Annotated in this window: 11 protein-coding genes; 9 read left to right on the top strand and 2 right to left on the bottom strand. The window is 41.5% G+C overall.

What is annotated here, in order from left to right; all coding sequences use genetic code 11:
* Window positions 1-3: 3 nt before the first annotated feature.
* Together porV and ACED20_RS12920 are read left to right on the top strand one after the other, a co-directional pair.
* Entirely contained in the window at window positions 4-1,167 is a 1,164-nt protein-coding gene (porV, locus tag ACED20_RS12925) for a type IX secretion system outer membrane channel protein PorV (protein WP_294203362.1), read from the top strand.
* 577 nt (window positions 1,168-1,744) lie between these two features.
* Window positions 1,745-4,030: an FUSC family membrane protein gene (locus ACED20_RS12920; protein WP_294241010.1), complete on the top strand. Its 2,286-nt coding sequence runs from the start codon at window positions 1,745-1,747 to the stop codon at window positions 4,028-4,030.
* Here ACED20_RS12920 and ACED20_RS12915 read toward each other — a convergent pair.
* The gene (locus ACED20_RS12915; protein WP_294232748.1) at window positions 4,011-4,625 is read right to left on the bottom strand and encodes a 4'-phosphopantetheinyl transferase superfamily protein; all 615 of its coding nucleotides are present in this window, start codon (window positions 4,623-4,625) and stop codon (window positions 4,011-4,013) included. The genes ACED20_RS12920 and ACED20_RS12915 overlap by 20 nt on opposite strands.
* A 178-nt stretch (window positions 4,626-4,803) precedes the next feature.
* Here ACED20_RS12915 and ahcY point away from each other — a divergent pair, with 178 nt between their 5' ends.
* The 3 genes from ahcY to ACED20_RS12900 all read left to right on the top strand — a co-directional run bounded on the left by ahcY (window position 4,804) and on the right by ACED20_RS12900 (window position 8,773).
* Window positions 4,804-6,117, top strand: coding sequence for an adenosylhomocysteinase (gene ahcY, locus ACED20_RS12910; protein ID WP_294241008.1), 1,314 nt, complete (start codon window positions 4,804-4,806; stop codon window positions 6,115-6,117).
* 437 nt (window positions 6,118-6,554) lie between these two features.
* Window positions 6,555-6,947 carry an inner membrane protein YiaA gene (gene yiaA / locus ACED20_RS12905; RefSeq protein ID WP_072952793.1) on the top strand — a complete coding sequence of 131 codons (393 nt, stop codon included), beginning with the start codon at window positions 6,555-6,557 and terminating at the stop codon, window positions 6,945-6,947.
* 152 nt (window positions 6,948-7,099) lie between these two features.
* Window positions 7,100-8,773 (top strand): BspA family leucine-rich repeat surface protein, encoded by a 1,674-nt coding sequence (locus tag ACED20_RS12900; protein ID WP_378104991.1) that lies wholly within the window; start codon window positions 7,100-7,102, stop codon window positions 8,771-8,773.
* Between the two features lie 58 nt (window positions 8,774-8,831).
* Here the strand turns inward: ACED20_RS12900 and purE are convergent, their stop codons facing one another.
* A complete protein-coding gene (purE, locus tag ACED20_RS12895) occupies window positions 8,832-9,335 on the bottom strand; it encodes a 5-(carboxyamino)imidazole ribonucleotide mutase (protein WP_294241005.1) in 504 nt (167 codons plus the stop codon).
* 143 nt (window positions 9,336-9,478) lie between these two features.
* Here purE and ACED20_RS12890 point away from each other — a divergent pair, with 143 nt between their 5' ends.
* The 4 genes from ACED20_RS12890 (at window position 9,479) to ACED20_RS12875 (ending at window position 13,669) form a co-directional block, all read left to right on the top strand.
* On the top strand, window positions 9,479-10,405 hold the full coding sequence (locus ACED20_RS12890; protein ID WP_378104987.1) for a DMT family transporter: 927 nt from the start codon (window positions 9,479-9,481) through the stop codon (window positions 10,403-10,405).
* A gap of 72 nt (window positions 10,406-10,477) precedes the next feature.
* Window positions 10,478-11,047 (top strand): hypothetical protein, encoded by a 570-nt coding sequence (locus ACED20_RS12885; RefSeq protein WP_294234305.1) that lies wholly within the window; start codon window positions 10,478-10,480, stop codon window positions 11,045-11,047.
* A gap of 7 nt (window positions 11,048-11,054) precedes the next feature.
* Window positions 11,055-13,178: a cation:proton antiporter gene (locus tag ACED20_RS12880; RefSeq protein ID WP_378104984.1), complete on the top strand. Its 2,124-nt coding sequence runs from the start codon at window positions 11,055-11,057 to the stop codon at window positions 13,176-13,178.
* Window positions 13,179-13,231: 53 nt separating this feature from the next.
* Window positions 13,232-13,669 carry a hypothetical protein gene (locus tag ACED20_RS12875; RefSeq protein WP_378104982.1) on the top strand — a complete coding sequence of 146 codons (438 nt, stop codon included), beginning with the start codon at window positions 13,232-13,234 and terminating at the stop codon, window positions 13,667-13,669.
* The last annotated feature ends 23 nt before the right edge of the window (window positions 13,670-13,692 follow it).

The following is a 13,692-nucleotide window of genomic DNA, read 5'->3' as shown; positions in this document are numbered from 1 at the left end:
CATATGAATTTAACTACTAAACTGCTTTTAGGAATTGGGTTAAGTGCCGGTTTTTTAGGCTACTCTCAGGATTTAAGCCTTGTAAGACCTGTATTAACCGGAGCTCCTTTCTTAAGAATCGCACCGGATGCAAGAGCTGGAGGTATGGGAGACCAGGGTGTGGTAACCTCTCCGGACGCTTTTTCACAATTCTGGAATGCTGCGAAATACCCTTTTAGCAGAACAAGTTCTTCCGTAGGAATTAACTATACACCATACATGGGGAAACTTACCAATGATGTGTTTTTATTATACGGAGCTTTTCACAAATTCTTAGGTCAGGAAGAAAGATCTACCATCTCCGCAAGTATTTATTATTTCAATATGGGACAGGTGGATTTAACGCAGTTAGTAGGAAATGAAGTAACTTCCATGGGTACCTCAAAACCAAATGAATTTTCCATCGACGTTGCATACGGTCTGAAACTATCCGATTCGTATTCCATGGCCGTTACCGGTAGATTCATCCGTTCAGACTTAGCCGGAGGCTTCAACACCGATACGACCCTGAAACCGGCCAACAGCTTTGCCGTAGACGTTTCCGGATATTATACTTCTCCGAGATTTTCAGGTTTCGGCGGAATGGAAAGTAAAATTAACGGAGGTTTTGCCATTCAGAACCTAGGTCCGAAATTAGACTATACAGGAAACGAAGAATCCAGATCTTACCTTCCAACCATGGCAAGATTAGGAGTTGGATATGATATGTACCTTGATGATATGAACCGTGTGGGCTTAAGCGTCGAAGGTTCCAAAATCCTGGTTCCGGGTTCCGAATTTGTAGGCATCGACCCTAATACGAGACAGCCGATCTACGCAGTACCGAATGTAGGTGTAATGGCAGGAATCGGGAAATCTTTCAAAAACGAAAAATCCATCATGTACAGTGGCGCTCTGGAATATTCTTATGATAACGCATTCTCTGTAAGAGGCGGTTACTTCCACGAAAGTGAGCAGCAGGGAGCAAGACAGTTTGCAACAGCCGGTATCGGATTGAAATACCGTTCTTTCGGGCTGGATGTCTCTTACCTGATCAACATGTCAAAAATCAATACGGCTTTGGATAACACCCTTCGTTTCGGGCTTACCTGGAACATCGGCGACGATACATCCAACGTAGATTATTAAGAAACAATATCTAAAGTTAATAAATAAACAGGCCGCTTCAATTGAGACGGCCTGTTTTATTTGGAGCAACGGTCAATTCCTTTAGAGCAAAGGTTTATCCGCCTCGCTTCTCAATTTTGAGTATATTGAAATTCACCATTCACTTGCAAAATGAAATTCACTATTCCCCATTTATTTTTTCAGGAGCTTTATCCGGCTATCCACTTTTACTCCTCGCGCCGATGCCTTCCCGTGCGCCCCACCACCAAACCCATGTACTCCCCAAACTCTCCGACCCTGCTGTGGGGTAACCGTTACTATCCGGGCTATTTTTGGAATGCGTAGAATCTAAAGGATTTTCAAAAAATAATAAAAAAATCCATCTTTTCATGGGTTCAGCTTCCAATATCAACCTTTTAAACACTGAAACACTCGAACCCTAAAACTCCCAACCCCTCTCCTACAGCATGGTTTAAAATTTGATACTGATTTCTCAATCCGGTTTCCTGTGCATTTAAAAATACAATCATCAGGCACTGGCAGGGAAAATTCACCATTAGTAAATCCGTAATTCACATTTAACCCTTATTTTTGCAGCATGAACTACTCCGCGGAACTCAAAAAATTTGTGACCAGCCAATATGTGTATTCTGCCATCAGGATTACCCTGGCTACCGTTCTGCCATGCGTAGTGCTCGCCCACTTCGGAATCCTCAAAGAATATTTTCTTTTCCCGCTCGGGACAAGCTTTGTAGCCCTTACCGATCAGCCGGGGCCTTTCATCCGGAGAAGAAACGCATTAACCTTCGCCATTGTCTGCTTCGTAGTTGTGGCACTGGTTGCAAGTGTGGTTATGCACATCAAAATTCTCGTCTTTGCAGAGATCATCGTATTCGGGATGTTCTTTTCCCTCATTGGAGTATACGGACAGCGCCTGGCTGCCGTCGGTTCCTTATCGCTCGTCGTAATGGCCATCTTCATCGACGGGCATCTCACCGGAGATAATATTTTTAAAAGCCTGTTGATCTTCGCTTCCGGCTGTACCTGGTTTTTACTCATCTTTTTAATTGTCACCACCATCCAGCCATACAAACTGGCCAGCCAGATGATCGGGGAAAATTACCTCCAGCTCGCGGAATTCCTGAAAATTAAAGCCAACCATTACCAGAAAAATCCGGATTTCAATAAACTGACCACGCAGGTGATCGCCAAGCAGATCGAGATTAAAAACCTGCAGGAAGAAACACGGGAAACCGTTTTCAAAACACGGGTAATTGTTAACGAATCCACCACGACAAGCCGTCTGCTTATGCTGATGCTCCTTAATTCCATGGACCTCCACGAGAAGCTGATGACCTCCGAAAGCGATTATGAGAAGCTTCAGAAAAGTTTTGGCAGCACAACCATTCTTGTCAGCATTCATGACTATCTTAACCTGCTGGCTGAAGAAATTACCAACATCGGAATTTCCCTCCAGATCGGTACCCGTGCAAAACCAATATTCAACCTCGATACGGAGTTGCAGAATCTCAACCATGATTATTTCGAGCTGAGAAACAGGAACATCTCTCCCGACAATTTCGAAAACTTTATGGTACTGCGCCAGATCCTCATGCGCATTAATGAAATCACCAAGGAAATCAATGAGATCTACAAAGTTTTTTCTCAGAACGTAAAACTTGCCAAAAGTCTTTCCACCGGATTAGACCTCAGGAAATTTATGCCTAATGAGGAGAAACTTAACTTTAAAGTACTGAAAAACAACATCTCGCTTTCGTCCTCCCATTTCCGCCATGCACTGCGAATTACGATTGCGCTGCTGGTAGGTTATCTATTTTCCCTGTTTCAGTTTCTGGGTATCGGGCATACCTACTGGATCCTCATTACCACTGTGGCCATCCTGAAACCCGCCTACTCCATTACCAAACAGCGGAACCTCCTGCGTCTTTACGGAACCGTTGCGGGAGCCGTTATTGCTTATGGAATCCTTCATTACATCCATATTAATGAGATCCTGTTTACCATCCTTCTTTTAAGCATGATCATGTGTTTCAGCTTTCTGAAAGGGAAATATTTCTGGGCGGTACTCTTTATGACGATTTATGTATTCCTCAGCTTTAACTTCCTCAGCCCCGGAAAAGTGGATATTATCTTCAGGGACAGGATTGTAGATACCATTATTGCCGCCATCATTACTTCTCTGGTAGCGTATGTCGTATTGCCGGTATGGGAACATACGCAGAACCTGGATCTGATGAAAAAATCGGCTCAGGCCAACCTCATTTATTTCCAGAGTGTCATTTCAAAGTTTATCGGTGAAAGTTTCAGTATTGAAGATTATAAAGTAAAACGCAAGAACGCAATCATTTCTCTGGCCAACCTTTCCGATAATTTCCAGCGCATGATTTCCGATCCTAAAAACCAGCAGAAAAAACTGGAGGTCGTACACCAGTTTGTGGCTACTTCCCACCTGATTACCGCATACACCGCTTCCCTGTCACAATATGTTAAAGATGATGAAAAATACCCGGAAATCGATGCAGAAGGCTGGAGCCGTAAAATTGAAGCGGAAATGCAGAAAGTATTCAACCTCTTAAACGGCGAAAAAATTACCGAAAGCCTGAATATGGAAAGCCGTATCGAGCCGGAAGATTCATCGCTGGATGACCTTATTCTCAAAAGAAAAGCCGAGCTTGCCGAAAATGAAGCCTATGATCTCCGCGATCCTGATAAAATCTCAAGGCTGACCGAGCTTAAAAATATCCATGATGTGCTTGAACTGATCTTTGATGTCGCCAAAGAACAGCGCAAAGTGATCGAAACCTATAAAAACGAATCCCACGAGCAGCCGGAAGCTGCAAAGTCTACTCTTCAACGATCGTAAAGCAGTAATCGTCGAAAAATTCAACCCTTGCCCTGAATTCATCCGAGATCTGATCGTCGTGCACTCTGCATTTGATGTGATGAAGATGTTTCAGCTCGAAAGGCCGCACTTCATAATGTTTTTTCAGCGACCAGTGTTTGGAATGGTGAATTTTGTACATGCTCTCCTTTACACTCCAGATGATGGTATAAAATGTAACTTCATGGTCAAAAGGAATAAATCCGCGTTCATCTTCGTATGTGAACTTATCAATAACCCTTAAAATTTTAGGATTGAATTTTTCAATATCGATTCCGATTTTGTTCCTTGAAACCGCAATTGCTGCAAAAGGAAAAGAATGGGTAATTGAGATTTCGGCATCTTTCGGAAACAGATAAGGTTCCCGCTCCCTGTATAAAATTTTGGAATTCGGTTTTAAGCCTTTCAGTAACTTCCGTATCATCAGAACTTCCAACAGTTTTTTCGGATGATAATCCTTTACCTTCTCTGCATTTTCCGGCTCCAGCAGCAGGTCAGCATTCAGTTCATCGGCTTCATCGTACTTCCAGACGAGAATGGTGGCGTTGTTGTCGGAAAAATCGCGGTACAGTGGCATTTCGTTGTTTTATCGGACAAAATTAATGAAATTTTTCCTGAAGAAAATTCAGACAATTCAAACAAATCCTGTTATAAATCAGTTTCCGTAATTCTATACATATCAGCGTTTTTTTATCTTAATTATTAGTCGTAATTTTGCATATTATTATCATTGAATTTAAATTTATTCATTACATATGAGTACTACAACACAATACCTTCCTTATAAAGTTAAGGATATCGCCCTTGCAGAATGGGGAAGAAAAGAAATTACCCTTGCAGAAGCAGAAATGCCGGGTCTTATGGCGATCCGTGAAGAATACGGACCGTCTCAGCCTTTAAAGGGGGCAAGAATCGCAGGATGTCTTCACATGACGATCCAGACTGCCGTGCTTATTGAGACTTTGGTAGCATTAGGTGCTGAAGTTACGTGGTCTTCCTGTAATATCTTCTCTACCCAGGATCATGCTGCCGCCGCCATCGCTGCTGCGGGAATCCCTGTATATGCATGGAAAGGTCTTAATGAAGAAGAATTCGACTGGTGTATCGAGCAGACGTTATTCTTCGGGGAAGACAGAAAGCCGTTGAACATGATCCTTGATGACGGTGGAGATTTAACCAATATGGTTTTCGACAAATACCCGGAACTAACAAAAGATATTAAAGGTCTTTCTGAAGAAACCACTACCGGTGTACACAGACTGTACGAAAGAATGAAGAACGGTACGCTGGTAATGCCTGCCATCAATGTAAACGATTCAGTAACCAAATCCAAATTCGACAACAAATACGGATGTAAGGAATCTGCTGTGGACGCTGTAAGAAGAGCGACAGACGTAATGTTGGCCGGAAAAAGAGTGGTGGTTTGCGGATACGGAGACGTAGGTAAAGGAACAGCCGCTTCTTTCAGAGGAGCAGGTTCTATCGTTACCGTAACTGAGATCGACCCAATCTGTGCGCTTCAGGCTGCAATGGACGGTTATGAAGTGAAAAGACTGGATACAGTGGTTGATAATGCTGATATTATCATCACGACTACCGGTAACTTCAACATCGTAAGAGGTGAGCATTTCCTTAAAATGAAAGATAAGGCGATCGTTTGTAACATCGGACACTTCGATAATGAAATCGATATGGCCTGGCTGAACGAAAACTACGGTTCTACAAAATCTGAAGTAAAACCTCAGGTTGATATCTATACCATCCACGGTAAAGAAGTTATCATCCTTGCAGAAGGTAGATTGGTAAACCTTGGATGTGCAACAGGTCACCCGTCTTTCGTAATGTCCAACTCTTTCTCTAACCAGACGTTGGCTCAGATCGAACTTTGGAACAATTCCGAAGCCTACGGAAACGAAGTATATATGCTTCCTAAGCACCTTGATGAAAAAGTAGCAGCTCTTCACCTTAAAAAATTAAGCGTGGAACTGGAAACTCTTTCAAAAGAACAAGCCGATTATATCGGAGTAAATGTTGAAGGACCGTTCAAACCGGAATATTACAGATACTAAGAGCTTCTAGCTTCTAGCTTCTAGCTTCTAGCTTCTAGCTTCTAGCAAAAATAAAGACTCTCCATTCATTTGGGGAGTTTTTTTGTTGGGTGAAGTCAATAGTGAATTTTGCTACGCAAGTGAATGGTCAATTTTATATTGCGAACGAAGCGGATTGACCATTCACCGCTATCATTTGCTGAGTGAATAGTTTATGCTGAGCTTGTCGAAGTACCTTTGCGAACGGAAAATGTTCAGAATCCTTATCAAAAACTTGGTGGACACCGCGTTAAAAATTGACAAACGAAGCGAATCGACTATTGACAAGCGTAGTGAATTCACCATTGACCAATCACCATTCACCCCGCTCTCATCTGCACAATAAAATTTTAAAAATCCAGTTGCTGTTCATATTTAATTTAAATTAATATCTTTGGAATCTTTACTAATACATTTACATGAAAAAACAAAATGTGTCAACCGCTTTCGTAGCGGCATCATGGATCGCTTTAGGAGCAGGGATGATCGGTTTTATTGTCGGCCTTGCAAGAGCGGAAATGCAGCTTAATGAAAAAGGCTACTATTTTACCATCCTTTTATACGGTCTTTTTGCCGTAGTATCTTTACAGAAAGCCGTAAGAGACCGGCTGGAAAATATCAAGGTAACGGATATCTATTACGGGATCTGCTGGTTTGCAACCCTTTCGTCTATTGTGCTGCTGGCCATCGGGCTCTGGAATGCGACCATTCTTCCAAGTGAAAAGGGTTTCTACGGATTTGCCTTTTTGCTGGCACTCTTCGGGGCCATTGCGGTACAGAAAAATACCCGGGACAATATGCTTCAGGAATAAAAAACGAAACTCTCCACTTTGGAGGGTTTTTTCATTAATAAATCTTCATAAAATAATTATTTATGTTAAAAAAAATCATTTAAAACCTTTAAATAATTAATACTTTTAAATATTTCAGTATTTTTACGATACCTAATCACAAAAATACTGATATGTGTAGAAAACTAATAGCCTTACTTTTATTTATTGTAACCATTCAGGTTACGAAAGCCCAAAATGAGTTCATTACCGTCTGGAAACCCGGCAATGTACAGCCCTACGCGTATGATGGGATTCCTGTGAATTCCACAGGAAACCAGATATGGCTTCCGACCGAAGGTATAAATTACCAGATTACCTGGGAAGAAATAGGATATCCGTCCCATACCGGAATACTATCCGGGGTTATTTCAGGTTACCACATCCTGGTTGATTTCGGAACTTCCCTGAATCCTGATCCGGCAAATGCCACTTACAGGGTAAAGGTTGAAAGCGGAAGCGGAAGTTTCCACAGAATAAGATTTACAGATTGGGACCTTTTTCCCGTGGGAAACGGGATCATCGGTGATTCGCACAAGATCCTGCTGGTTGAACAATGGGGAGAGACTCAGTGGTCCAGCATGCGTCAGGCTTTTCAGGGATGTAACCTGATGAACATTACCGCCACCGATCTTCCGCGTCTGGCATCAGTAAGCGATTTCTCTTTTATGTTTACCAATTGTTCCAGTCTTACCGGAAACCCTACGATTAACGATTGGAACATATCTTCTGTAACCAATCTTCAGAGCACATTTCAGGGATGCTTTCTTTTCAATCAGCCTGTTGGAAACTGGGATACCTCCAATGTTGTGAATATGGGTACCACTTTTCTGATGGCACAGAAATTCAATCAGCCGCTTGCAGGCTGGAATACTTCCAATGTGGAAACCATGACCGCTATGTTTAATAATGCCCGCGAGTTCAATCAGCCCATCGGAAACTGGGATTTATCTGAAAACCTGGACTGTGAATTTATGTTTTCAAATGCCTGGAAGTTCAATCAGCCTATCGGCAATTGGAACACCTCCAAAGTTGTTGAAATGAATAGTATGTTCAGTAATGCGAAGGTCTTCAACCAGAATATCGGAAGCTGGAATACTTCAGAGGTACTTTATATGCAAAATATGTTTTTCAACGCAACCGCCTTTAACCAGAACATCGGGAACTGGAATACTTCTAAGGTTACTTCCATGAACCAGATGTTCAGCAATGCAACATCTTTCAACCAGAATATCGGTAACTGGAATACTTCCCATGTTTCATCAATGGGCAATATGTTCAGTAATGCGTCCGCTTTCAATCAGAACCTGGGAAACTGGAACCTAAATGATCTTACATTGGCCTCCGGAATGTTTTCCAATTCGGGGATGAACTGTCAGAACTATGACAATACGTTGATCGGATGGAGCCAGAAACCTTCTACACCCAACTCTATTTTTCTTTCGCCTGTAGCTCCGCTGGCATATTCGGACCCTGCTGCCATATCTGCAAGAAACTATCTGATTACCGTTAAAAACTGGACCATCTCCGGAGACATTTACAATGGCGAATGCCATACTGTATTGGGAACTTCTGATGCAATAACCCAATCAGAAGAAACGATCTATCCGAATCCTGCCACCGATTTTATCTTTGTAAGAAACAGTGAGACGAAAAATTTTACGATCTTCGACCAAAGCGGAAGAACGGTTTTAAAAGGAATGTTGAACGACGGGAAAATCGATATCCGGAATCTGGTTTCAGGAAACTATATCCTGCAGCTTATTTCCGATAAAAACAGCCGGAATTTAAAATTCATCAAACAGTAAAAACAACCGGGGCTGACGAAATTCGTGAGCCCCGGTTTCTATCATTCAATTAAAAAAATTACTGATCGAAATGGTTGGGATGTTTTGCCTTGATATCGTCAACGGTTCCCAACACCTTATCTTTTAGAGCATCCTGGTATTTCTGAAGGTTTTCAGCTATATGATCATCCGAGGTTGCGATAATTTTTGCTGCTAAAATACCTGCGTTCAGGGCACCGTTTAAGGCTACAGTAGCAACTGGTATTCCGCCCGGCATCTGAAGAATAGACAGTACCGAATCCCAGCCGTCGATGGAATTGCTTGATAAAATCGGAACACCGATTACAGATAATGTTGTACAGCTGGCTACCATGCCCGGCAGGTGTGCGGCACCGCCTGCACCCGCAATAATAACTTTCAGGCCTCTTTCTTTAGCGGTTTTCGCATAATCGAACATTCTCTCCGGAGTTCTGTGCGCGGAAACTACTGTCAGTTCATACTGAATATCCAGCGATTTTAAAAAGTTGGCTGCCTGTTCCATGATCGGTAAGTCGCTCTGACTTCCCATTATAATTCCTACCATTCTTCAATTTATTAGATGCCCAAAGATAAAAAATTAATAAGGTTCTTCCAAAAAGGCGTAAAACTTGTTCTGTTACCCCGAAATCCGGGAAATCGTACCCGTTAAATATTTTAAATTAAATATTTTTACAAAATACTATTGTTTTGAAAGATTACAAGCTCACCTTCGCCATCCTTACCGTTGCTGTTGTCTGGGGAACCACCTTCCTTTCCATACGGATTGCGGTAGAAACAATACCGGCCTGGTTTGTCGCAGGAATCCGGCAGTTTCTGGCCGCCTTGATTGTGCTGATGATCCTTTTGTACCGCCGGCAGTTTCAATGGATCGGCTGGAAAAATCTGGGCTACCAGCTTGTATTTTCCTCACTGATGCTCATCATTGCGAACGGATTAACGACGGTTGCCGAAGAAACCATCACCAGCAGCCTCACTTCACTCATTAGTGCCACCTCTCCTATTATCGTATTTTTGGGAAGCGTAGCCTTACGTCTACAGAAATTTACATTTAAAGCGTTAGTTGGCGTCTTAACTTGTTTCAGCGGAATTGCCTTTATTTTCTGGGACGGAATCAGAGACCTGGCCAATCCTGACTACCGGTTCGGCATATTCCTCCTGTTCTGCGGAATTCTGGGCTGGGCATCCGGTACTATTTTCACGAAAAAAATGAATATTCAAAGCAAAAATATTTCACTGAATCTCTTTTACCAGTTTGCTTTTGCGGGGATTGTACAGATTATCTTCGCATGTATTTTTACGGAAAACTATCATTTTGAAAACTGGTCTGCAAAAAGTGTTTCAGCCATGCTGTATCTTGCTATGTTCGGCTCCGTAGCGGCATTTTTTGCGTATCATTACGCTTTAACGAAAGTTTCGCCGGTACAGGTTTCCATTCTCGCTTACATCAACACCGTCATTTCAATCTTCCTGAGCTGGCTGATTTTAAATGAGGAAATCTCCGCTAAATTTATTATTGCTGCGGCACTGATTATTCTTGGAGTTTTTATTATAAATTATAATCGCGAAATGTTTAAAAGACAGAAAATTGAAAAAGATCAAGACAGGGCTTACTGATCGTTCTGTAAAGAGAAAACTTTTATTTTTCCATATTTTTTCTTATATTGTTTTCACCAAGCCTTATTTGATATGATAAAAAACACTTTATTTGCTTTTCTTGCCGTTGCATTTATCTTAATAAGCTGCGACAACAGAAAAAAGGAAAATGACCTTACGACGAGAGAACAGCAGCTGCTGGAAAAGGAAAAAGCATTTGCCCAGAAAGAATCCGAATACCAGTCTTTGTTAAAGATGAGGGACAGTATTTTTGCCACCAAAAAGGATTCTGTAAAAATTAACATCTGGCCTGCTCAGATAGCCGGATTGTGGACCGGGAAAGTGATCTGCACGGAATCCAACTGCAGCGACTATGTAGTGGGCGACCAGCGGACTGACACCTGGGAATTCGACAGCGATTCCATCCAGCTGGTTACAAAGATCATCAACAACAACAATCTGGTTAGGCTGTATTCAGGAAAATTTGAGAACAATGAGGTAAAGCTGAATTTTAAAACCGATTCCACTTCGAAAAAGAAGGTTGAAATGAATGTTCTCCTCAACGATTTTTCCTCCAATAAAATGAGAGGAACCCGCACCATTACAACGGATAATAACTGTATGGCTAAATTCTCCGTAGAATTGGTCCGTTCCACAAAATAAGCACATCATGAACTTACTGAGCATCCACAACCTGAGTCTTCCGATCGAAGACCCGGTACTGAAATTCCTGTTGGTTTTAATCATCATTCTTGCCGCTCCGCTACTTTTAAATAAAATTAAGGTTCCCCATTTGCTGGGATTGATTATTGCCGGTGCCGTCATCGGCCCAAACGGCTTTAATGTCCTAGCGCGGGACAGCAGCATTGTAGTTACCGGAACCACCGGACTTCTCTACATCATGTTCCTGGCAGGACTGGAAATCGACATGGGTGATTTTAAAAAGAATAAATGGAAAAGCCTTACTTTCGGAATTTATACCTTCATGGTTCCTTTTGTTCTGGGATATTTGGGAGCATACTATATTTTGCACTTTTCTGTGCTTACTTCCGTTCTTTTTGCCAGTCTGTTTTCATCGCACACGCTGATTGCCTATCCATTGGTAAGCAAGCTGGGGATCGCCAAAAATCCGGCTGTTAATATTACTGTCGGTGGAACCATGATTACGGATATTCTGGCGTTACTGGTCCTTGCTGTGATTGTAGGCATGTCCCAGGGAGATGTTGGAACCGGATTCTGGGTAAAACTTTCAGTTTCATTCATCATTTTCGGACTGATTGTTCTGTTTGTATTTCCGATCATCGGCCGTTGGTTTTTCAAAAAGGTGAATGATAAAATTTCACAATATATTTTCGTTCTGGTGATGATCTACCTGGCTGCTTTACTGGCAGAACTCGCTGGGGTGGAAGCCATTATCGGAGCATTCTTTGCCGGACTTGCCCTGAACAGGCTGATTCCGCATACCTCATCACTGATGAACCGGGTGGAGTTTGTCGGAAACGCCATTTTTATCCCATTCTTCCTGATCAGTGTAGGAATGCTGATTGATTTTAAAGTATTTTTCAAAAGCTGGGAAACCCTGGAAGTGGCCGGAATTATGCTGATTGCTTCTATCGGTGGGAAATATCTGTCAGCCGTAGCTACCCAAAAGACTTTCAGACTTTCCAAAGAAGAAGGCAAGCTGATTTTCGGGCTGAGTTCAGCTTCTGCGGCGGCAACGCTGGCTTCTGTAATGGTTGGCTACAACATCATTCTTTCTGAAACCGAAACCGGAGAACCGATCCGTTTATTGAACGAGCATGTCCTCAATGGCAGTATTCTTCTGATCCTGATTTCCTGTACCATTTCATCATTCGTATCGATGTCTAGTGCCCAGAAGATTTCCGAACAGGATAATGAAGATACCGTTTCCGGCAACAGCCATGAAGAAGAAAATATTCTTCTGGCGCTCAATTATGAAGCAACGGTAGAACGGATGGTAAATCTGGGAATTCTGATTAAAGCGCATTCCAATACGGAAAATATGTACGCCCTGAATATCATCAATGAAGATAAAAACGAATCTTCAGTAAAAAATGCAGAAAAGCTACTCCACACCGCTACCGATGCGGCAGCCGCGGCCGATGTAAAAATACAGTCTCTGAAGAGGTATGATAATGATGTGATCAACGGGGTTGGCAATGTGATTAAAGAGCAGAAAATTACTGACCTGATCGTTGCTGTTAATGATGAAAAAGGCTTTTCTCCTTCTTTTGTCTATAACCTTTATAATGGTTATCTGCAGAATGAAGACGTCAATGTTCTTGTTTATCATGCAGCCCAGCCCTTATCAACCGTAAAGAAATACGCCGTAATGATTCCGGAGAACGCCCATCAGGAAGCCGGCTTCTTCCATGCACTGCTCAGGGTTTGGAATATTGCAAGAAACTCCGGAGCTACATTGGTATTTTATGCTTCAGAAAAGATTCTCGACATTCTTCAGAGAATCATTAAGAAAGCGAATATTGAAGCCGAATTTATCATCATGAATTCATGGAAAGACGGTGAAAAAACAGCAGCCCAATTGAAAGACGATGAAGCCCTTATCATTTTTATGGCAAAAAGAGGTATGACATCATATATGCCTGCCATGAGACTTATTCCGGAACTGTTAAACAGAAACCTGGGCAAAAACAATTACCTGTTGATTTTCCCATTTTCGGAATCTGATGAAAACAACCCTGAGAAACGCTCCGTCGGAAATCATGGGGATTTTATGGAGATCGGGAATGTGATTAAGAAGATTTTTAAATAAATATTATCATTTAAACAAAATAATAATTAAATTTCCTTTATAAAACTAATACCATGAATGAAACCGAAAGAATAGATGAAGATCTAAGACAGTATAAATTGTTTAAGATTCAGAGAGCAAATACCCACAGTCAGAAATTCAGAGAATTGAAAAAAGATTTTGCAGCCATTCAGAAAAATGAAATCCTAAATTATATGATCGCTTTTTCAAATATTATCATCGCTGTGTTTTCAACCGTTACCATTTTTAGATTGATAACTGTAAAAAATTATTTTAATGAAAACAAGGAATTAATTTTTGCGAATGTTATATTGGTATTTCTTTTTTCTCTTTTTCTTACTTACAAATTCTGGGATTTCAATACCAAGCTAAAAAAGTATAAGAAAATAGCCGGAGATGCAGAAAACCATTTTGAAAAAGAAAGCGAAATTCTGAGAAGTGTTTACGAAGGTTATGTTAATAATTATCTGGATAGCCGTAAGAGAAGATAATGTAGGCTTACATCATAGAAATT

The organism is Chryseobacterium sp. sg2396, from assembly GCF_042610505.1.
Classification (GTDB): Bacteria; Bacteroidota; Bacteroidia; order Flavobacteriales; family Weeksellaceae; genus Chryseobacterium.
The sequence above is the reverse complement of the archived record's forward strand: the minus strand, read 5'-3'. Positions and strand labels throughout refer to the sequence as shown.

What these genes read in the sequence shown, in the direction of transcription:
- porV (WP_294203362.1), top strand. Translation starts at nt 4, where the DNA reads ATGAATTTAACTACTAAACTGCTTTTAGGAATTGGGTTAAGTGCCGGT.
- ACED20_RS12920 (WP_294241010.1), top strand. Translation starts at nt 1,745, where the DNA reads ATGAACTACTCCGCGGAACTCAAAAAATTTGTGACCAGCCAATATGTG.
- ACED20_RS12915 (WP_294232748.1), bottom strand. Translation starts at nt 4,625, where the DNA reads ATGCCACTGTACCGCGATTTTTCCGACAACAACGCCACCATTCTCGTC.
- ahcY (WP_294241008.1), top strand. Translation starts at nt 4,804, where the DNA reads ATGAGTACTACAACACAATACCTTCCTTATAAAGTTAAGGATATCGCC.
- yiaA (WP_072952793.1), top strand. Translation starts at nt 6,555, where the DNA reads ATGAAAAAACAAAATGTGTCAACCGCTTTCGTAGCGGCATCATGGATC.
- ACED20_RS12900 (WP_378104991.1), top strand. Translation starts at nt 7,100, where the DNA reads ATGTGTAGAAAACTAATAGCCTTACTTTTATTTATTGTAACCATTCAG.
- purE (WP_294241005.1), bottom strand. Translation starts at nt 9,335, where the DNA reads ATGGTAGGAATTATAATGGGAAGTCAGAGCGACTTACCGATCATGGAA.
- ACED20_RS12885 (WP_294234305.1), top strand. Translation starts at nt 10,478, where the DNA reads ATGATAAAAAACACTTTATTTGCTTTTCTTGCCGTTGCATTTATCTTA.
- ACED20_RS12880 (WP_378104984.1), top strand. Translation starts at nt 11,055, where the DNA reads ATGAACTTACTGAGCATCCACAACCTGAGTCTTCCGATCGAAGACCCG.
- ACED20_RS12875 (WP_378104982.1), top strand. Translation starts at nt 13,232, where the DNA reads ATGAATGAAACCGAAAGAATAGATGAAGATCTAAGACAGTATAAATTG.